21 protein-coding genes are annotated in these 19,626 nt (G+C 62.3%); 9 read left to right on the forward strand and 12 right to left on the reverse strand.

Annotated features, from left to right (window positions below; genetic code table 11):
* Positions 1-40: 40 nt before the first annotated feature.
* Genes IWW33_RS03035 through IWW33_RS03050 form a run of 4 tightly spaced genes read right to left on the reverse strand, consistent with a single transcriptional unit; the run spans position 41 to position 2,966 of the window.
* On the reverse strand, positions 41-1,198 hold the full coding sequence (locus IWW33_RS03035; protein ID WP_125923185.1) for a glutathionylspermidine synthase family protein: 1,158 nt from the start codon (positions 1,196-1,198) through the stop codon (positions 41-43).
* 2 nt (positions 1,199-1,200) lie between these two features.
* Positions 1,201-1,902: a DUF1190 domain-containing protein gene (locus tag IWW33_RS03040; protein WP_174141772.1), complete on the reverse strand. Its 702-nt coding sequence runs from the start codon at positions 1,900-1,902 to the stop codon at positions 1,201-1,203.
* A gap of 26 nt (positions 1,903-1,928) precedes the next feature.
* Positions 1,929-2,354: a DUF350 domain-containing protein gene (locus tag IWW33_RS03045; RefSeq protein WP_115275394.1), complete on the reverse strand. Its 426-nt coding sequence runs from the start codon at positions 2,352-2,354 to the stop codon at positions 1,929-1,931.
* A 12-nt stretch (positions 2,355-2,366) separates the two neighbouring features.
* Complete coding sequence (locus IWW33_RS03050) at positions 2,367-2,966, reverse strand: DUF2491 family protein (RefSeq protein ID WP_119688583.1); 600 nt, start codon at positions 2,964-2,966, stop codon at positions 2,367-2,369.
* A gap of 558 nt (positions 2,967-3,524) precedes the next feature.
* On the opposite strand from IWW33_RS03050, the gene dusA reads away from it, so the two are divergent.
* From dusA to IWW33_RS03065, 3 genes are all read left to right on the forward strand, one after another.
* Positions 3,525-4,532, forward strand: a complete 1,008-nt coding sequence (gene dusA / locus IWW33_RS03055; protein ID WP_119688582.1) for a tRNA dihydrouridine(20/20a) synthase DusA — start codon at positions 3,525-3,527, stop codon at positions 4,530-4,532.
* 232 nt (positions 4,533-4,764) lie between these two features.
* On the forward strand, positions 4,765-5,691 hold the full coding sequence (gene tal, locus IWW33_RS03060; RefSeq protein ID WP_046787893.1) for a transaldolase: 927 nt from the start codon (positions 4,765-4,767) through the stop codon (positions 5,689-5,691).
* A gap of 144 nt (positions 5,692-5,835) precedes the next feature.
* Complete coding sequence (locus IWW33_RS03065) at positions 5,836-7,695, forward strand: alkaline phosphatase D family protein (protein WP_174141774.1); 1,860 nt, start codon at positions 5,836-5,838, stop codon at positions 7,693-7,695.
* Between the two features lie 67 nt (positions 7,696-7,762).
* On the opposite strand, the gene rssC is transcribed toward IWW33_RS03065, so the two are convergent.
* Together rssC and rssB are read right to left on the reverse strand one after the other, a co-directional pair.
* Entirely contained in the window at positions 7,763-8,245 is a 483-nt protein-coding gene (gene rssC / locus IWW33_RS03070) for an anti-sigma factor antagonist RssC (protein WP_039602918.1), read from the reverse strand.
* Positions 8,242-9,426 carry a two-component system response regulator RssB gene (gene rssB, locus IWW33_RS03075; RefSeq protein ID WP_039602919.1) on the reverse strand — a complete coding sequence of 395 codons (1,185 nt, stop codon included), beginning with the start codon at positions 9,424-9,426 and terminating at the stop codon, positions 8,242-8,244. Before rssB ends, rssC begins: the two co-directional genes overlap by 4 nt.
* A 269-nt stretch (positions 9,427-9,695) precedes the next feature.
* Between rssB and IWW33_RS03080 the strand changes: the two genes are divergently transcribed.
* Positions 9,696-9,995 (forward strand): PilZ domain-containing protein, encoded by a 300-nt coding sequence (locus IWW33_RS03080; RefSeq protein WP_125923182.1) that lies wholly within the window; start codon positions 9,696-9,698, stop codon positions 9,993-9,995.
* A 51-nt stretch (positions 9,996-10,046) separates the two neighbouring features.
* Here the strand turns inward: IWW33_RS03080 and IWW33_RS03085 are convergent, their stop codons facing one another.
* Positions 10,047-10,754, reverse strand: a complete 708-nt coding sequence (locus IWW33_RS03085; protein ID WP_012313585.1) for a VacJ family lipoprotein — start codon at positions 10,752-10,754, stop codon at positions 10,047-10,049.
* A 188-nt stretch (positions 10,755-10,942) separates the two neighbouring features.
* On the opposite strand from IWW33_RS03085, the gene IWW33_RS03090 reads away from it, so the two are divergent.
* Both IWW33_RS03090 and IWW33_RS03095 read left to right on the forward strand, forming a co-directional pair.
* Positions 10,943-11,506: a hypothetical protein gene (locus IWW33_RS03090; RefSeq protein WP_046786445.1), complete on the forward strand. Its 564-nt coding sequence runs from the start codon at positions 10,943-10,945 to the stop codon at positions 11,504-11,506.
* A gap of 123 nt (positions 11,507-11,629) precedes the next feature.
* Positions 11,630-11,893 (forward strand): DUF4404 family protein, encoded by a 264-nt coding sequence (locus IWW33_RS03095; protein ID WP_012313583.1) that lies wholly within the window; start codon positions 11,630-11,632, stop codon positions 11,891-11,893.
* Between the two features lie 105 nt (positions 11,894-11,998).
* Here IWW33_RS03095 and queF read toward each other — a convergent pair whose 3' ends face one another.
* A complete protein-coding gene (gene queF / locus IWW33_RS03100; RefSeq protein ID WP_119688581.1) occupies positions 11,999-12,829 on the reverse strand; it encodes an NADPH-dependent 7-cyano-7-deazaguanine reductase QueF in 831 nt (276 codons plus the stop codon).
* Positions 12,830-12,897: 68 nt separating this feature from the next.
* On the reverse strand, positions 12,898-13,401 hold the full coding sequence (locus IWW33_RS03105; protein ID WP_046786447.1) for a cupredoxin family protein: 504 nt from the start codon (positions 13,399-13,401) through the stop codon (positions 12,898-12,900).
* Between the two features lie 153 nt (positions 13,402-13,554).
* Here IWW33_RS03105 and cinR point away from each other — a divergent pair, with 153 nt between their 5' ends.
* Positions 13,555-14,235, forward strand: a complete 681-nt coding sequence (cinR, locus tag IWW33_RS03110; protein ID WP_115275399.1) for a two-component system response regulator CinR — start codon at positions 13,555-13,557, stop codon at positions 14,233-14,235.
* The gene (locus IWW33_RS03115) at positions 14,235-15,572 is read left to right on the forward strand and encodes a heavy metal sensor histidine kinase (protein ID WP_281072859.1); all 1,338 of its coding nucleotides are present in this window, start codon (positions 14,235-14,237) and stop codon (positions 15,570-15,572) included. Before cinR ends, IWW33_RS03115 begins: the two co-directional genes overlap by 1 nt.
* Positions 15,573-15,688: 116 nt before the next feature.
* Here the strand turns inward: IWW33_RS03115 and IWW33_RS03120 are convergent, their stop codons facing one another.
* Genes IWW33_RS03120 through IWW33_RS03130 form a run of 3 tightly spaced genes read right to left on the reverse strand, consistent with a single transcriptional unit; the run spans position 15,689 to position 18,928 of the window.
* Positions 15,689-16,930, reverse strand: a complete 1,242-nt coding sequence (locus IWW33_RS03120) for a lipoprotein-releasing ABC transporter permease subunit (RefSeq protein ID WP_125923177.1) — start codon at positions 16,928-16,930, stop codon at positions 15,689-15,691.
* 56 nt (positions 16,931-16,986) lie between these two features.
* Entirely contained in the window at positions 16,987-17,670 is a 684-nt protein-coding gene (lolD, locus tag IWW33_RS03125) for a lipoprotein-releasing ABC transporter ATP-binding protein LolD (protein WP_172655298.1), read from the reverse strand.
* Positions 17,671-17,677: 7 nt separating this feature from the next.
* Positions 17,678-18,928, reverse strand: a complete 1,251-nt coding sequence (locus IWW33_RS03130) for a lipoprotein-releasing ABC transporter permease subunit (RefSeq protein ID WP_174141775.1) — start codon at positions 18,926-18,928, stop codon at positions 17,678-17,680.
* Positions 18,929-19,021: 93 nt separating this feature from the next.
* Here IWW33_RS03130 and IWW33_RS03135 point away from each other — a divergent pair, with 93 nt between their 5' ends.
* Positions 19,022-19,606 (forward strand): PilZ domain-containing protein, encoded by a 585-nt coding sequence (locus tag IWW33_RS03135; protein WP_115275403.1) that lies wholly within the window; start codon positions 19,022-19,024, stop codon positions 19,604-19,606.
* Positions 19,607-19,626: the final 20 nt, after the last annotated feature.

Here is a 19,626-nt window from a genome sequence, read left to right on the forward strand (position 1 = left end):
CGAACGACCAGGCGCATCCTGAAACCGACCAGAGGGCCGGTCAGCCCAATACCACATGCGGCAAGAAGCGCGAGCTGTCCTTGGTGATCAGCGAATCATCTTCACGAATGCCAAGCCCCGAGGCCTTGTCGCCAATCACCCACGAACCAATCAGCGTGTAACTGTCAGCGAACTTCGGCAAAGGTGCAAAAGCCTGCAGAATATAGGGCGCATCGTCATAAGGCCCGTCTTCAAAAACCCGCCGGCCATCCTCGGTGCGGATATCCACGTTGGCGCCCTCACGGGAGAAGTACGGCTTGCGCACCCAGCCTTTGGGCACCGGGGCCTGCGGGTTGTCGTCGACGAAGGCCGGCAGCAGGTTCGGATGCCCCTCGAACCACTCCCACAACAACGGCAGGATGCCTTTGTTGGAGATCAGTGCCTTCCACGGCGGCTCGACGAACTGCGTGTCGCAGCCGGTGATCGCCTGGCCGAAGTCCTCATGAAAGATATGCTCCCAGGCATGCAGCTTGAACAGGCGCTGGATGGGCTGGCCCTGCAGGTCGACGAACCGGCCGTTGTCGTGCAGGCCGATGTCTTCCAGGTCGATATGCCGTGTGCGAACACCCGCATGCTCGGCCATCCTGCGCAGGAAATCCGTGGTGCCACGGTCTTCCAGCGAGCCTGAGATGGTCGAAAAATAGAACGCGCCCTGCCCCGGCATAGCGGCAAACGCCTGCACCAGGTCTTCAGCCAGGGTATTGAACTGGCTGGCGTGTGCAGGCAGCAGCCCACGCGCTATCTGCTCCTCCAGCCAGATCAGCTGGAAAGCGGCCGCCTCGTAAAGTGAGGTTGGCGTATCGTAATTGGCTTCGATGAGTTTCGCCGGGCCATTGCCGTCGTAACTGAAGTCGAAGCGCCCGTACAGGTGGGGCTGTGCCTGCTTCCAAGACCTGCGCACCAGGTCGAAGAAGGCCGGCGGGATAGCCAGGCGGGCCATCAGCGCTTCGCTGTCGACGATGCGCCCGACCGCCTCCAGGCACATGGCGTGCAGCGCTTCGGTCGGTGCTTGCAGGTCGCGCACCACCTGGGCTTCGCTGAATTGGTAGTAACCGCGCTCGTCCCAGTAACGCTCGCCATCGATGGTGTGGAAGGCGAACCCCTCACGCTCGGCAGTCGCGCGCCAGTCGGGGCGCTCTGCCAGCTCGACCTTGCGCATGCTCACCCCCCGAAAAAGCTGCCGGACTTGCCACCCCAGCCGCTACGGGCTGTGGCCTGGCTGCCAAAGCCACCACGGGTGATCGATGCCGACGAGGCTGGATGAGATTCCTTGCGGCTCCATCTGCCGCCACCGCCGCCACCGCCGGACGAACCTCCACTGCTGTTTTGTTCATCCTCCCTGGCTCGCTGGATTCCACCCAAGGCCCCATTGTGCGGCCCAAGGCGCGTTCCATTGCGGTTGGCATACAAAGGCTGTGCGCGAAAACGACGGTCGCTGTTGCTGACCACCTGCCCGAGCAGGATACCGGCCACCGCTGCGCTGGCGACATGCCCATAGCCCCCGCCCTGAGCGTAGCCAGCGTCAAGTTGTGACTGGGTCACCTCAGCGGCACTTTCCAACTCGAACCCATTCATGAGCGGCATGTATCGCCCACCGACAGTGGCCTGGCAATTGCCTGCACCGAACTGCGCCTCACACTCGCTCTGGAACGCGAACGTTGGCGCCTGGCGTTGATAGTCGCTCTGCGCCTGCTGGAAGGCATCGGTGCAGATAGCGTTCGGCACTTTGTCATCTACACAGGCAGCGACGGTGTCGTAATTGACCTTTTGGCTGACCGTATACAGTTGTTCCTGCGGACCACAGGCCGTCAGCGCCAGTGGTAACGAACCGGCCAGTACCAGCTTGAAGGAGCTACGTTTCATCGGCGATTTCATTGGCATCCTCCCGCTCAGGCCGAAGGCGTCATGCAGGCCGAGTTCAGAAAGCCGACGCTGATCGCCACGCTGGCGGCGTAGATGGCAGCTGCCATCTCGCCCTGGGCGATGCGCCGTGACAGGCCACGCAGCACCAGGCTGGTGAGGCCGAAGGCAATCAACTGCACCACAGCTGCGATCACCACCCAGGCGACAAAATCGAGAATGCTGACGCTGTAGGCGATGATGTTGCTGGCCGGCAGCGAAAACCCGATCAGCGAACCACCCAGCGCAATAGCGGCCGCCGGGTTGTTTTCGCGGATCAGGGCGAACTCGCGGTGCGGCGTGAGGCGGGTATAGATGAACTGGAACAGCCAGAACATCAGCAGGGCCACACTGATATAGAGGATGAAGCCAGTCACCGCCGAGGCGTTGAGGGACAGGCGCAAAGCGTCGAGCATGGGAGATCCTTGTCAGGTTACGTGAAAGTCCGTGGGGAACAGGGTGATACCCAGCGAGGTGGTGTAGGTAAGCGCTCCGTGCTCATCTTCTTCGACCGAGAGCAGCAGAAATTCGCGCCGCCCTGGCAAACCGGTGTCACGGGCATACAGCATGGACCGGTGCTGGATGCGGTAGCGTGCCTCGGGGCTGGTAACCGCTTCGCATAGCGCAACCCATTCGGCGAGCCCCGCTTCGCGGCCCCATTGCCGGGAGTACAAACTGCCTTCGTGCTCGAAGATCGGCATTCCGGCCTTGGGCACGCTGCCGGTCAGGCGTTGCAGGTGCGCCTGGTCATGGACGGGTACTGCGCTGTGGTAGCCGAACAGCACGATATCGCCCGGTACGGCGCCGTTCATCAGCACCTGCAACCAGTAGTCTTCGTTGTCCAGGTAGAAACGCAACAGGCGCACCGATTGGCCGAGGTCGACCTCGCCAATGGCCCAGACCGCTTCCGGGCCAGGCACCTGAAGCTCCGAGATGCCGTCCAGCAACGGTTTCAGTGAATGGGCAGGCGTGAAGTTGCTGCCACTGCGCAGGCCAAATGGCAGGCTGGCCTGGTGTAAAAGCGACATCGAATACTCCCTGGGGTCGCGGCTTTCCTTGCTGGGGGGCGACACATTAGCGGGTTTCATTGCTAGGGCCAATGCTGATCCTCTGTGGAGGGTTTTCGCAGGTGATAGTTGAGGCCAAAACCAAGTTCGGGCTTGCAGACCCGGCCGCTGTTTTTTGCAGCGGCCCAGCGAGACTAGGGAGCTCAGTTTTCCATCGCAATGGCTCAAGGGCGCGGAAAGGGTGATTCAGAAATGGACTACAGGCTAGAGGGAAAATCTGATCCCACATCTGTAGGAAACCGTTAAAACCATCGCCCCGAAAAGACGGACAAAGAATTTTCACCTCGTTCACTCACGCTTTCCGCGCCCCTCACTTGCCTATGAACAGGCGAACATCCAGCGCTCTTGGTAAACTAGGACATCCTTTTTATGAGGCTGGTATCGACGGGGTAGCTCACCGCCACATCGGCCTTGTTCCTTGCTTGTATTCCTTGCCATTTTTTTCGGCGTTACTCACGTGAATGAGGCTGGTTCACAGCAAAACCCCGAATAAATTGGTACAAAAGTGCGTAGACCTGAATGCCCCTAGATACCGCAACCCCACAAACCACGCGCCCTGAGCCCTCCCGCCGCTTCAGCGTTGCGCCGATGATGGACTGGACCGACCGCCACTGCCGGTTCTTCCTGCGCCTGCTCTCCAGGCACACCCTGCTCTACACCGAAATGGTCACCACTGGCGCCCTGCTGCACAACGACGCGCACCGTTTCCTGCGCCACGATGTGTCCGAGCATCCGCTTGCCCTGCAGCTGGGCGGTAGTGTGCCGGCCGACCTGGCAGCCTGTGCGCGCCTGGCCGAACAAGCGGGCTATGACGAGGTCAACCTCAACGTCGGCTGCCCGAGCGACCGGGTGCAGAACAACATGATCGGCGCTTGCCTGATGGCCCACCCGGCGCTGGTGGCCGATTGCGTCAAGGCCATGCGTGATGCGGTGTCGACGCCGGTGACGGTCAAGCACCGCATTGGTATCAATGGCCGTGACAGCTATGCCGAGCTGTGCGACTTCGTCGGGCAGGTACGTGACGCCGGGTGCCGCAGTTTCACCGTGCACGCGCGCATCGCGATTCTCGAAGGGCTGTCGCCGAAAGAGAACCGCGAGATCCCGCCGCTGCGATATGACGTGGCTGCGCAGTTGAAAGCAGACTTCCCGGACCTTGAGATTGTGCTCAATGGCGGGATCAAGACCCTGGAGGAATCTAAGGCGCACCTGGAGACCTTCGATGGGGTGATGCTGGGCCGCGAGGCTTACCACAACCCGTATGTGCTGGCTGAGGTGGATCAGGTGCTGTTTGGCAGTGATGCGCCGGTGGTCAGCCGTAGCGAGGCGATGGCCAAGCTGCGGCCTTATATCGTGGCGCACATTGAAAGCGGGGGCGCGATGCACCACGTCACCCGGCATATTCTGGGGCTGGGCCAGGGGTTCAAGGGGGCGCGGCGGTTCCGGCAGTTGCTTTCGGCGGACATTCACAAGGCGCCGGAGCCGCTGGTGGTGTTCGACCAGGCGGCGGAGCTGTTGCAGGGGCGGTGAGGTGAATGGGCGGGCCCTATCGCCGGCAAGCCGGCCACAGGGACGGTGCTGTCCTTGGGGGTATCTCCCTGCTTGTGCAGGGTTTGCTGCAGTGTTGCAAGGCGGTGGGGAACCTCGTGCTGGCTGGTGACTCGAATCATCACCCCAGACAATTCGCCACCGCCCCACTGGCCCCTTGAGCGGCCGTCGGGGCTCGGGTAATGTCGAAACATCGCACAGGACAGAGCACGCCATGACTTCCAAGCTGGAACAACTCAAGCAGTTCACCACCGTGGTCGCCGACACCGGGGACCTGGACGCCATCACCCGCCTCAAGCCGGTCGATGCCACCACCAACCCCTCGTTGCTGCTAAAAGCTGCCGCCATCCCAGGTTATGCCGACCTGCTAAAGCAGGTAAAAAGCGATGCCAAGGGCAATGTCGACCTGGCGTGCGACAAGTTCGCCGTGGCGGTGGGCGCAGGCATTCTGAAAGTGATCCCTGGGCGCATCTCCACCGAAGTGGATGCGCGTTTGTCGTTCGACGAACCGGCACTGCTAAGCAAGGCACGCCAACTGATCGAGCTTTACCAGGCCGCCGGCATTTCCAAAGACCGCGTGCTGATCAAGCTGGCCTCCACCTGGGAAGGCATCCGCGCCGCCGAGCAGTTGGAGAAGGAAGGCATCCAGACCAACCTGACCCTGCTGTTCTCCTTCGCCCAGGCCCAGGCCTGCGCCGATGCCGGTGTATTCCTGATTTCGCCGTTCGTGGGCCGTATCTACGACTGGTACAAGAAAAGCACCGGTCAGGAGTACGTGGGTGCCGAAGACCCGGGCGTACAGTCGGTCACGCGCATCTACAACTACTACAAGGCCAACGGCTACAACACCGTGGTCATGGGCGCCAGCTTCCGTAATATCGGCCAGATCGAACAACTGGCAGGCTGCGATCGCCTGACCATCAGCCCGGAGCTGCTGCAGCAGCTGAGCGATGACCAGGGCGAGCTGCCGCAGGTGCTCAAGCCGGGCAATGCCGGCGAGGCCAAGCAGGTGCTCAGCGAAAGCCAGTTCCGCTGGGCCATGAACGAAGACGCCATGGGTACCGAGAAGCTGGCCGAGGGCATTCGCCAGTTCGCCCGTGACCAGGAGAAGCTGGAAAAGCTGATGGCTGACAAAGCCTGATACATATCCGGTTTGCCAGGCGGGCGGTGAATGTTCAGCATTTTCCGCCCGCTTTGCTTTAGCCGTTCAAAAAAGCGTCTTGAATTCAAGGGCCTGTTCGCGACGGTTCGACGCGAATGGGCCGATTAGCCACCAGAGCTGTCCATGACTTCCTCCCCTTTGCCCCTTGTTCTCGCCGGCCCTGTACTGCGCCGCCTGGAGCCTCAGCGCCTGGCCATCTGGCTGGTCGGCAGCCAACCCTTGCAGCCCGAGTTCACCTTGGACGGCGCGGCCAAGGTGGATTGCCAGGTCGTACCGATCGGCCAGCACGCCTTCATCCACCTGCTGGACATTCACTTTGCCCAGCCGCTGCCCAGCAACGTCGAACTCGAATACGACCTGCTGATCAATGGCCAAGGTATCGCTGGCTGGGCGCCGCACCTGCTCTACCCAGGCCGCCGGCGCCCGAGCCTGGTGCTGCGCGACCGCCTGGACCAGTTGCTGCACGGCTCTTGCCGCAAGCCGCACCACCCCGCTGCCGATGGCCTACTTTGCGCCGACCGGCTGCTGCAGGCCTGTACGCGCCCCGAAGAGCGCCCGGCCGTGCTGTTGATGACCGGCGACCAAGTCTATGCCGATGATGTCGCAGGGCCGATGTTGCGGGCGATTCATTCGCTGATCGAGCGCCTTGGCCTGTTCGATGAACACTTGGACGGCGCGGTCGTGGCCGACAGCAGGTCGCTCTATGACCACCCGGCCAGCTATTACCACCGCGCCGACTTGCTGCCTGCCCAGGAACGTAATGAAACCCTGCGTGAGCGATTCTTCGGCGGCAAGCGCAAACCGATCTTCTCCTCAAGCAATGCCGACAACCATCTGGTGACCTTCGCCGAGGTCATGGCCATGTACCTGCTGGTCTGGTCACCAACACCTTGGCAACTGGTCGCACTCGACATGCCTGCGGGCCTTGCCGACCCGCACCAGGCGCGCTACCGCAAGGAACTGCCGCTGATTCAGGCGTTCGCCGACGACTTGGGCCAGGTGGCGCGGGTAATGGCGCATTTGCCTTGCCTGATGATCTTCGACGACCACGACATCACCGATGACTGGAACCTCTCGGCGCAGTGGGAAGAAACAGCCTACGGCCATCCATTCTCGCGACGAATCATCGGCAATGCCCTGCTTGGCTACCTGCTGTGCCAGGCCTGGGGCAACGACCCGCAAGGCTGCAAGGCTATGGTCGGGCAGTGCCAGGCGCTGGCCAGCCCACAACTGGACAGCGAGCAACAGGACCATCTGATCGGTGAACTGCTGCGCTTTCAGGGCTGGCAGTTCAGCCTGCCCAGCAACCCGCCCCTGCTGGTGCTGGACACCCGCACACGCCGCTGGCGCAGCGAAAGCGACCTGGCCAAGCCTTCCGGCCTGCTCGACTGGGAGGCGTTGTGCGAACTGCAGCAAGCGTTGCTGGACCACCCTTCGGCGATCATCGTGTCACCGGCGCCGATCTTCGGGGTAAAGCTGATCGAGACGGTGCAGAAAGTGTTCAGCTGGCTGGGCCACCCGCTGCTGGTGGATGCCGAGAACTGGATGGCACACCGCGGTGCCGCCCGGGTGATCCTGAATATCTTCCGCCACTCGCGCACGCCGGGGCATTACGTGATCCTGTCAGGGGACGTGCATTATTCGTTCGTGTACGAGGTGCTGATCCGCCATCGCCAGCGCAGCCCGCACCTGTGGCAGATAACCAGCAGCGGGATCAAGAACGAGTTTCCCCGCCGCTTGCTGGACGTGCTGGACCGGCTCAACCGTTGGCTTTACTCACCGCGCTCGCCTCTGAACTGGTTTACCCGGCGGCGGGAGATGGAAGTGGTGCCGCGTACGCCCAGCCACAGCAAGGCCGGGGAACGTCTGTGGAATGGGGCGGGGCTGGGGCAAGTGTTTTTCGATGAGCAGGGGCGGCCGGCACGAGTGCTTCAGTTGGATGCCCAGGGGGGTGAAGCTACGGAGTTTGCGCGGCCGGATTAATCGATAGGGTTGCCGTTGCGGGCCGCTTCGCGGGTTTAACCACCAAGAGGCCCAGGGAGGCGGTAGATCAGGACCGCTCCAGCGCGTTCACCAGGTCATGGAACGCTTCACGGTTGGAGTCATTCAGGCCCATGAGGATCTTGTGCGCCTCCAGCACCTTGGAGCGCACCACCTCTTCGTTCTGGTCCTGGGATGGCAGGTCGGTCAGGCATTCCGGGCACGGCACCGGGCGATCGACGATGTTGAACACCTGATCGAAGCCCATCGATTGCAGCAGGCGCGAAATATCCGGGTTGGTGGTGACCACGGTCGGCAGCAGGCCGACCTTTTGCCGCGACAGGATCGACAGCTTGGCCAGCAGGCCCAGGGTGGTGCTATCGATGCTCTCGGTTTCGGTGAGGTCGATGACGATGGCCGAGAAATTCAGCGCAGTGAAGATTTTCTCGATCGTCGCATCCAGCGCCGAACACAAGGTCAGGCGCACTTCACCGACGAATTTCAGCACGAAGGTACCACTTTGCTCGGCGAACTGGATTCTACCGGTACTCATTGAAGGTTCCTGCTTAACACCAATAGGGCGATATCATCCGGCATCTCCCCAAGCGTAGCCAATCCAAATCGTTGGCGCAGCCCATCCAGGCTACCACCCGCTGCCTTGACGATGTCCGGCAAGGCGGCCTCTTTATCTTTGAGCGTGTCCCCTGGCAAAAGATCCAGGATGCCGTCTGACATCAGGGTCAGGCTGAACTGCGGTGGCAGTTCCATCACCAGGTCCTGGTAGGTTGCCTCATCGAACAGGCCCACCGGAAGGCCGCGGCCTTCCAGGTAGCGGGCCTGGCCTGGGGTATACAGCACCGGCAGTGGCAAGTGGCCGCCCACGGCATAGGTCAGCAGGCCGGTTTCTTCATCGATCACACCACCGACCATGGTCACGTGTTTGCCCAGCTTGCAGTTGATCAGGCCACGGTTGATGTGGCTGAGCACTTCCGAAGGCTTGAATTCGCGCAGCTTGCTGCTGCGCTTGAATTCGAACATCAGCCGGGTGGTCATGAACTTCAGCAGCACGGTGACGAAAGCCGACGACGCGCCATGCCCGGAGACGTCGGCAAGGTAGAAGGCAATGCGCCGCTCATCCACGCGGAAATAGTCGGCGAAGTCGCCCGACAGGTACAGCGACGGGATGATCTGGTGCTCGAAGGCAAACTCCCCGGCAACCCAGGGGCTCTCTGGCAGCATGTTCATCTGCACCTGGCGACCGGCAGTCTGGTCCTCCTGCAACAGGTGCAGGCTGGCCTCCAGTTCCCGGTTGGCTGCCTCGAGCTTGTCGCGGTAACGCTGGTTTTCCACCACCAGGCGCGAACGGTCAAGCGCACGGCGCACCGAATGTTCGAGCACGGCAAGGTCTTCCAGCGGCTTGATCAGGTAGTCGGCGGCACCCAGGCGCAAGGCCTCGACTGCATCGCTCATCACGCCGGCACCCGATACCACGATCACCGGCAACTGCGGCGCGCGCTCACTGACCTGGCGGATCAATTCCAGGCCGCCCATCTGCGGCATGCGCAGATCGCAGATCACGAGGTCGGGCTGGTGTTCTTCAAAGACCTGGAGCCCCTGCTGGCCATTACCGGCCTGGAGGACGCTGAAGCCACTGTCTTCCAGATAGGCGGCGAGGCTCGCACGGACCACGTCGTCATCATCGATGATCAGCAGCGTTGCACTGATTTTCTGCATGTGGGCGAACGGCGCCGATTTGGGTTGGTGCAGGGGCGTCTGCAAGGCTGACATCCAACTGCTGGAATACTCTGTGGTAACACTCTACTTGAGTTGTAGGCCAAGAACACGGCCCAGGCAACCGGCAGAGGTACTGTGTAAGGCGCAGACGGTACTCCCATCCGCCAGGCGTTTCAAGCATGCATGGGTCGAGTCTGGTGCTCTTTACAGGCTAAATCACCGAGAGTTATAAGAATGCGACCTGTGCAACCCGATGAGAAGGATGCAGCATGCCAAACACGCCCTCCAACCACAGTGAGAAACGCGACTTCATTCGCATGCGCATCGACACCGAAGTCAGCCTGCTGCATGCCGGCCAGGTGATCGCAGCGGTATGCCTGGACCTGTCCAGTAGCGGCATGCAGGTGCAGGCGCCGCAGCGCTTTCAGGTAGGCGACACCTTGGAGGTACGGATCGACTCCGACCACCCTGCCCTCAAAGGCCTGCATGCCAGCACCGAAGTAGTCTGGATCGCCGACCAACCCGGCGGGCAGCAGAAATTTGGCCTGCGCATCCTGGCCATGCATTGATCTGTTACGAAAAAGGCGACCCGAAGGTCGCCTTTTTCGTGCACGCATGAATCAAAAGTCGTCTTCGACCTCGCCATCCTTGACCTTGAACTCGCGGTTCTGCAGGTAGGCGTTGCGAATGAAGATGTACTTGTCGCCCTGAATCAGCTTTTCTGCCGACAACAGGCTGGCACGGGTATCGACCACATCCAGGGCGAAGATAGAGTTGCGGGTCGGCACATGGTCGATGTAGCGGTACGGCTTGGTATAGCCGTCCGGGTACTTCGCCAGGCCGTCGCGCACGGTGCTCGGGCCCAGCAGCGGAATGACTACGTACGGGCCGCTGGGCAAGCCCCAGTAACCGAGCGTCTGGCCGAAGTCTTCGTCGCTGCGCTGCAGGCCCATCTTGGTGCCCACATCGAAGAAGCCGCCCAGGCCGAAGGTGGTATTGACGATCAGCCGCGCCGTATCAACACCCGCCGCATGCGGCTTGAGCTGCAGCACATTGTTGGCCAGGTTGGTGACATCGCCCAGGTTACGGAAGATATTGTGAATACCGTCTTCGAGGAACTGGGGGGTGACAGCCTGATAGCCCTGGGCCAATGGCTTGAGGGCATAGGTGTCGAGGACATCGTTGAAGCGGAAGATCGGCCGGTTGACCGCCTCCCAGGGATCATCCTCGGTGGCAGCCTGGGTAGCCGCCACAGGTGCCAGCAGCAAGCTGGCACAGACACAGGCCTGGGTGACTCGCTCGATCACACCGGCACCGATCCTACGCATAGATGTTTCTCCATCGAATTTCTCGGCCGCTGGCGCAACGCATGCGCCGCAGGTAAGGCGGCAGTATAGAGGCTTGCGAGCTGATAAACACCTTTACACATTTTTCCTAAATATTTGTGAGCAGCTATTACAAGTCACAGAGACGTAACAATCGCCCAATAGCCTGCAGTGTATTTAGGGACGCTGCCATGCATGATGCACCTGCCTTCACCGCTGTGCTGTTCGGCCTGCGCGGTTGCCTGGTCCAGGCTGCCAACGGCAGCCCCTTGCCCGCCCCCGGCGCCCTCGAAACCCTGGCCGGCCTGCGCCGCCGACAGGTGCCATGTATCTGGCTCGATGACCTTAGCAGCCCCCAGGGCAAACGCCTGGCCAGCGTGCTGCCGGAGTGGTTGCCGGGGCACACCGCCAATGGCGTGCGATTGCCCGCGCCCAACGCCTGCTGGCAGGCACTGATGGCGCTGGACAGCCAACGCCTGGACGGCTGCGTGCTGGTCAGCGGCGAGCCGCGGCTGTTGCAATCAGGCCTCAACGCCGGGCTGTGGACCATCGGCCTGGCCGCCTGCAGCCCGTCCTGCGACCTCGGCTCACAGCAATGGCAAGCCATGACCCCGCAGGAGCAGGAGCTGGCACGGGGCAAGGCCACGCTGGACCTGTTTCGCCTGGGCGTGCACTCGGTGATCGACCACCTCGAAGCGCTGGACACCTGCCTGACCGACATCGCCCTGCGCCGGCGCAAAGGCGAAAAACCCTGACACAGCAGCGTTGATACGGATCATGCAAAGCAACGGCGAGTGGATTACGCTAGAAGACAGGTGCGAACCTTTGCCGCTTCGCTGAGGTCCATGCCTTGCCAAGCCATTGATGGAGAACAGCCAATGCCTGCCCGCGAATTGCAAGAGCGCCTGAACAGCTTGCGCGAGCAACTGGATCGAAACATACCGCTTACGGATGAGGAGCTGGCCGCGCTGCATGAGGAAGCCAGACAGATCGAGGCGCAACTGAAGCTTGAGGAAGCTACGCCAGACAACAACCTGGTCGATGGTGTGAACCTGGCCATAGAGCGTTTCGAGGCCGACCATCCCGACCTCACCGCCACCCTGCGCAGCATTGCCAACTCGCTGCACAGTATGGGTATTTAGTAATAGCTGGGGCCGCTTCGCGCCCCTTTCGCGACACAAGGCCGCTCCTACAGAAGCGGCCTTGTGTCGCGAAAGGGGCGCGAAGCGGCCCCAATCACTCGAACCTTACTGACGCACCAGCCGCACGTTTTCAGGGCTGATCGCCCCAGTACTACGGTACGGATTGATATCCAGCCCACCCCGGCGCACATAACGCGCGTACACGGTCAGATGCTCCGGCTGCAGCAGGCTCTTCAAATCCAGGTAGATCCGCTCCACGCACTGCTCATGAAAGTCCGCATGCTGGCGGAAGCTGATCAGGTAGGTCAGCAGGCTGGCATGGTCCAACGCCCTACCCTTGTACTCAACCACAACACTGCCCCAGTCCGGCTGGCCGGTCACCGGGCAGTTCGACTTGAGCAGGTGACTGTGCAGGGTTTCCTCCACCACCCGCTCGGGGTTGCAGCGCAGCAACTCTGGCTGCGGCTGCTCGTAGTTGCTGATGGTCACATCCAATGCATCAATGCACTGCCCCGGCAGCGCAACCACACCTTGCGCCTCCACTTCTGCCAACGTGCGCACCTGCACGCTCACAGGCTTGCCAGCGGCAGCCGACAGGTCTTTCTCAAGGCATGCCTGCAACTCGCAGATGGTGGCGAACACCGTCTGGTTCAGTGAGTTCAGGTAGAGCTTGAACGACTTCGACTCGATGATGTTCGGCGAATCGGCAGGGATGGCGAACTCCCCTATCGCCACCACAGGTTTGCCGGACGGCAACAGCCAGGACAGCTCGAAGCAGTTCCAGTAATCCACGCCGTACCAAGGCAGGGTCTGGGCGGTCACACCCAGTTCGGCCCACTTGGCCGTGCGCGGGATGGGGAATAGCAACGAAGGCGTGTAGGTGGCAATGTATTCGCTGGATTTGCCCAGCGGGGAATGTTCGGCGGCGGGATGCATGGAAACTGACCTGAAGGTTCGGAAATACCCTTAGTCTACCGGTTTTACATCCCGCCTTGGAGCGCCAGTCACTCGATGGTCAATGCCCCGACCATGCCAGCCTGGTAGTGCCCAGGTACGTTGCAGGCGAATTCGATGGGCGCCGACTGGCGGAAGGTCCAGGTCAGCTCGGCGCGCTGGCCGGGCTGCAACAGCACCGTATTGCCAGCATCATGGCCATGGGCACCGTGGTCCATCTGGCCATGGCCCATACCCTCGTGGCTCATGCCGGCGGTGAACAGCTTGCCTTGCATGGCGATCATTTCTTTCTGGTGCTGGGCGTGCATGGCCTTGTCACCCAGGTTGAACTCATGGGGCAGCTTGCCTTCGTTGATCAGGACAAACCGTACGGTCTCGCCCGCCTTGACCTGCAGGTTCCCGGGCTCGAAGGCGATGTCCTTGAGCACGACCTCGACAGTGCGCGTGGCCTTGGCCGCCGGGGCCGGCTCGCCGAAAGCGAAGCTTTTACCGGTGCCCGCGAGGGTGGGCAGGCTCAACAGGGCAAGCGTAGCGGCGACGAACAGGTGTTTCATGATGACTCCAGTACTTGCAACGGATATGAGGCCACTTTAGAAAGGGCTGACTGGCAGCTACCTGACGGCAAGATTACAACTTTGTCAGCTTGGGTGGAGGCCGGGATAGTCACGTATCATTTCAGCCATTACAGCGCCCATTCTGGACACCGCATGAAACTGCTGATCGTCGAAGACCAGGCCCGCACCGGCCAGTACCTGAGCCAGGGCCTCAGCGAGGCCGGCTTCGCCACTGAGCTGGTCGCTGATGGCGAAACCGGCCAGCACCTGGCCCTGAGCGGCGATCACGACCTGCTGATCCTTGATGTGATGCTCCCAGGCCGCGACGGCTGGCAGATCCTCCAGGCGGTGCGCCAGGCCGGCCTGGACACGCCGGTGCTGTTCCTCACTGCTCGCGATGCAGTGGAGGACCGCGTGCGCGGCCTGGAATTAGGTGCCGACGATTACCTGGTCAAGCCTTTCGCCTTTTCCGAACTGCTGGCCCGGGTGCGCAGCCTGCTACGCCGCGGTGCCAGCCCCAGCCAGGAGACGCAGCTGACCTTGGCCGACCTGCGCCTGGACTTGTTCCGCCGCCGGGCAGAGCGTGCAGGCCAACGCATCGACCTGACCGCCAAGGAGTTCGCCCTGCTTGAATTGCTGCTGCGCCGCCAAGGCGAAGTATTGCCCAAATCGTTGATCGCCTCGCAGGTTTGGGACATGAATTTCGACAGCGACACCAACGTCATCGAGGTCGCCATCCGCCGCCTGCGCCTGAAAATCGATGACCCGCACCGCAACAAGCTGATTCACACCGTGCGCGGCATGGGCTATGTGCTCGAGGAGCGCCACGACTGATGCGCAGGCTTTCCCTTGGCAGCCGTCTGGCCCTGTTGTTCGCCGCCTGTACCGCTGCCGTTTCGCTGGGGGCGGGGCTGCTGTTCAACCGCGCCAGCGAGCAACATTTCGTCGAGCTGGACCAGCAACTGCTCGAATCACGCGTGTCGCTTTTACGCACCCGGCTTTCCGGCCTGCAACGCCCTGCCGACCTGCAAGCACAGCTGGCAGCCCTGCGCAACGAGCTCAGCCACCAGGCCGACCTGGCCTTGCGCATCAATGGCAGCGATGGCAGCCCTTGGTACGCCAGCCGCTCCGCGCTGCCAGACGCGCCGGCCGGCCCAGGACTGGCAACGGTGCATGCCGACGGTGTCGATTACCGCAGCCTGGCCGTGCAACTGAACGACAGCGCCCGACTGACGCTGTTTCTCGACATCACCCATCACCAGCACTTTCTGCAGGGCATGCAACGCCTCATCTGGCTCACCGTCGGCCTGTCCGCGCTGGCCACGGCACTGCTCGGCGCCTGGGCCGCGCGCCGTGGGCTAAAGCCGTTACGGCAGATGGGCCAGGTGGCCGCCGGGGTATCGGCGCGCTCGCTGACCACCCGCCTGCCGGTGGCGCAGCTGCCGGAAGAGCTGGCGGAACTGGGCAGCACCGTGAACGCCATGCTGCAGCGCCTGGATGACGCCTTCCAGCGCCTGTCGGCGTTCTCGGCCGATATCGCCCACGAGCTGCGCACGCCACTGTCAAACCTGCTGACCCACACCCAGGTCACCCTCACCCGCCCCCGTAGCCTCGAGGAATACCGCGAAGCACTGCACGGCAACCTTGAGGAGCTGCAGTGGATGGCACAGATGATCAACGACATGCTTTTCCTGGCCAAGGCCGACCATGGGCTGCTGGCACCAGGGCAGGCAATGCTGGCGTTGCATGAAGAGGTGGACGCGCTGCTGGAGTATTACGCCCCCCTCGCCGAGGACAACGAAGTGCAGCTGCTGCGTGAGGGTGAGGCGACATTGAAGGGCGACCGGCATATGCTGCGCCGGGCACTGTCCAACCTGCTCGACAATGCACTGCGGTTTACGCCGGCAGGCGGGCAAATACGCGTGACGCTGGAGCCTGGGGGGAAGGTTTGCGTGGCCAATACCGGCAAGCCGATCGAAGCTGCTTCATTGCCTAGGCTGTTTGACCGGTTTTATCGGGTGGACCTGGCGCGGCGCGAGGGCAGTAGCGAACATGCGGGGCTGGGCCTGGCAATCACCCGGTCGATCATCCAGGCCCATGGCGGGAGCATCCGGGCACAGTGCAAGGACGGCTGGACGCGGTTTGTAATCGAGTTCAGCGAGCCGCTTTAGATCGCGTGGGCTGATTTGCAGCCCCTTCGCGACACAAGGCCACTCACAAAGCTGACGTGATCGCTGTAGGAGCGGCCTTGTGTCGCGAAAGGGGCGCAAAGCGCCCCACAGTGCAATCAACCAGCCAGCCCGATCGCCGGCTGCACCTGCGAAGCGCGGTATGCCGGGTAGATGGTCGCCAGGAAGCTCATCACCAGCCCGGCGGTGCAGATGATCGCCACATCGCCCCACTGCAGCTCGGACGGCAAACTGCTGATGAAGTACACATCCGAGGTAAAGATGTGCTGCCCGCTCACCCGCTCCAGCCAGCCGACGATCTGGCTGACATTGAACGCAGCAATCACCCCGAGCACGCCACCGATCAATGTGCCGACGATACCGATCAGGCTGCCCTGGACCATGAAGGTGCCCATGATCTGTGCCGGGGTGGCGCCCAGGGTACGCAGGATGGCGATGTCCGGCCCCTTGTCGTTCACCACCATCACCAGGGTGGCGATGATGTTGAACGCCGCCACGGCGATGATCATCATCAGCAGCAGGCCGATCATGGTCTTTTCCATCTTCATGGCACTGAACAGGCTGCCCTGGGTGTGCGACCAGTCATCGGCGCGGTAGGCATCGCCCAGGCTGGCAGCAATGGCCTTGGACACCTGCGGTGCGGCATACAGGTCGTGCAGTTTCAGGCGCACGCCCTGCACCTGGCCTGGCGCCCAGCGCTGCATCTCGCCGGCATCGGCCACGTGCATGTAAGCCTGCGAACCGTCCAGCTCGGCACCCACCTTGAAGATGCCGACCACCGTCAGGCGCTGCATGCGCGGGGTGATGCCGCCCGGCTCCTTGCTGATTTCCGGCACGATCAGGGTCAGTTTGTCGCCGGTATTGAGGCGGAACCGGCGCGCAGTCAGCTCGCCGATCACCACCCCATACTCACCCGGCTGCAGGGCCTGCAGGCGCCCCTGCACGATGTGCTGACCGACGATCGAGACCTTGCCCTCTTCGGCCGGGTCGATACCGCTGACCTGGATGGGCTGCATCGCACCTTTGTAGGAGAGCATGCCCTCCATCTCGGTGATCGGCGCAGCGGCCATCACTGCCGGGTTCTGTAGCGCCGCGTCGGCAGCCTTGCGCCAGTCGTCCAGCGGCTGCACACCGAGGATGCTGGCGTGTGGCACCAGGCCGAGGATGCGCGAGCTCATTTCGCGCTGGAAGCCATTCATCACCGACAGCACCACGATCATCGCCAGCACACCCAGGGACAGGCCGATCATCGAAGTCATCGAGATGAACGAGATGAAATGGTTGCGGCGCTTGGCACGGGTGTAGCGCGCACCGATGAACAAGGGCAAGGGTCTGAACATGTAAAACACCCACTGAAAAAGTTGCGGGGCGGCTCAGGCCACCCCGTGCAAGCGGCTCAGATCGCCACCAGATGACCGTCGTCGAGTTTCAGCACGCGGTCCATCTGGCGCGCCAGGTTGAGGTCGTGGGTCACCACCAGGAATGCCGTGCGCGACGCGCTGGACAGTTCCTGCATCAATTCCTGGATGCCTTGGGCGGTGTGGTGGTCGAGGTTGCCGGTCGGCTCATCGAGCATCACCAGGCCCGGCCGGTTTACCAGCGCCCGGGCAATGGCCACCCGCTGACGCTCACCACCGGACAGCTCGGCCGGCTTGTGGTGCAGGCGGTGGCCCAGGCCGACACGCTTGAGCAGTGCCTCGGCGCGCTCACGCGCCTCGGGGATCGCGGTGCGGCCGATCAGCAGCGGCATGCACACGTTCTCCATGGCGGTGAACTCGGGCAGCAGGTGGTGGAACTGATAGACAAAGCCCAGCTCGCGATTGCGCAGCAGGCCGCGGGCGCGCTCGCCAAGCGCCGACAGCTCTTCGCCGGCCAGCCAGACGCTGCCCTGGGTCGGCCGATCGAGGCCGCCCAGCAGGTTGAGCAAGGTGCTCTTGCCCGAACCCGAACTGCCGACAATGGCCACCCGCTCCCCGGCGTGCAGTTCGAGGTTGAGCCCGGCCAACACTTGTACCGACTCCGGGCCCTCGTCGTAGGACTTGCCCAGGTTGCGGCAACTCAGAACGGCTTTATCACTCATGCGCGACTCACTCATAACGTAGCGCCTCTGCAGGCTGGGTGCGGGCCGCACGCCAGGCCGGGTACAGGGTGGCGAAGAAACTCAGGACCAGCGCCGCACCGCAGACCATGTACACGTCCTGGGCCTGGATCTGCGAGGGCAGGTAATCGATGAAATACACGTCAGCGTTGAGGAACTTGTGCCCGATCAGTTTCTCGATGCCGGCGATCGCCGCGCTGACGTTGAGCGCAGCGAGGATACCGACCACTGCACCGATCAGGGTGCCAATCACCCCGATCACCGTACCCTGAACCATGAAGATGGCCATGATCTGCCCGGGCGTGGCGCCCAGGGTACGGAGGATGGCGATGTCACCGCGCTTGTCGTTGACCACCATCACCAGGGTGGAAATGATGTTGAACGCCGCCACCGCAACGATCAGCAACAGCAGCAGGCCGATCATGGCTTTTTCCATGCGGATCGCCTGGTACAGGTTGCCGTGGGTACGGGTCCAGTCGCGGCTGTAGTACTCCTGTTCACCCAAATGCTGGGCGATGCTCCAGGCCACGCGTGGTGCCTGGAACAGGTCGTCGAACTTCAGGCGCAGGCCCTGCACCTGGTCCGGCTTCCAGCGGTGCAGGCGTGACAGGTCAGCGATGTTGGTCAGGCCCAGGTAACCGTCGATCTCGCCGGCACCGACGTGGAAGGTGCCGACCACGGTGAAGCGCTTCATGCGCGGGAACATGCCGGCCGGCGTCACGCTGACCTCAGGGGCGACGAAGGTCAGCTTGTCGCCGATGGCCACCCCTAGCTTGGCGGCCGCCTTGTCACCGATCATGATGCCCCACTCGCCCCGCGCCAGCTGGTCGAGGCGCCCTTGCTGAATGAAGTTGTCGATGATCGACACCTCACGCTCGCGGCCTGGGTCGATACCGTTGAGCAACACCTTCTGCACCTTGCCATCATGGGTCAGCAGGCCCTGCATCTGGGTATAGGGCGCAACGGCCAGCACCTGCGGATTCTGCTTTACTTGTTGGGCAAGGGCAGGCCAGTCGTTGATCGGCTGGCCGCTCTCGAGCGTGGCGTGAGGGACCATGCCCAGCACGCGGGTACGCATCTCGTGGTCGAAACCGTTCATTACCGAGAGCACCACGATCATCACTACCACGCCCAGGGCGAGGCCGATCATCGAGGTCAGGGAAATGAACGAGACGAAGTGATTACGGCGCTTGGCACGGGTGTAGCGCGTACCAATGAATGCGAAAAGAGGTCTGAACATGTCGGGGCTTGTTCGGATGAAAGGGAACGTCCTTGTGGCGAGGCGCCTGCGGCGGCTTTACACTCGGACCACCGCCGCTACCATGGGTTCGCCATGACGACATTAGACGAAGAAGATCGCCGCGAATACTACCGCATCGAAGATCGGATCGCACTGGAAATCAGCCCCCTGAGCGCGGCCGAAGCCCTTGAGCCAGAACTGTTGCAGGATGATTCACCACTGTTCAACCTGCTCAGCGAGCTGCACCTGTCCGACTTCGAGTCCCAGCACCTGTTGCGTCAGCTAAGCGAAAAGGACCGCACCCTGGCGGCGTTCCTGCGGGCGCAGAACAAGCGCCTGGACCTGCTCAGCGCGGTGGTCGCGCAAACCCTGATCGGCGAGATCGGCCAGCCCCAGCGGGTGATCATCTCCGAAGGCGGCATCGAATTCGCACAAGCCCAGCAAATCGCCCCGGGCACCCGGGTCAAAGTGAAGATGGTGTTGATGCCCCGCGCCCACGGCCTGCTGCTGCGCGGCAAGGTTACCCACTGCGACCCGCGCGCCGATGGCAGCTTCGAACTCGGCACCGAATTCACCGACATGACCGATGCCCAGCGCCAGTTGCTGGCCCGCTACATCCTGCAGCGCCAACAGCAGCAACGGCGCCAGCAGCTGGAACAGGGCGACCCTGCCTCCTGAGCCTTTTCATTTTTGACCTG

Source organism: Pseudomonas sp. M2 (assembly GCF_015751845.1).
GTDB classification, from domain to species: domain Bacteria; phylum Pseudomonadota; class Gammaproteobacteria; order Pseudomonadales; family Pseudomonadaceae; genus Aquipseudomonas; species Aquipseudomonas putida_E.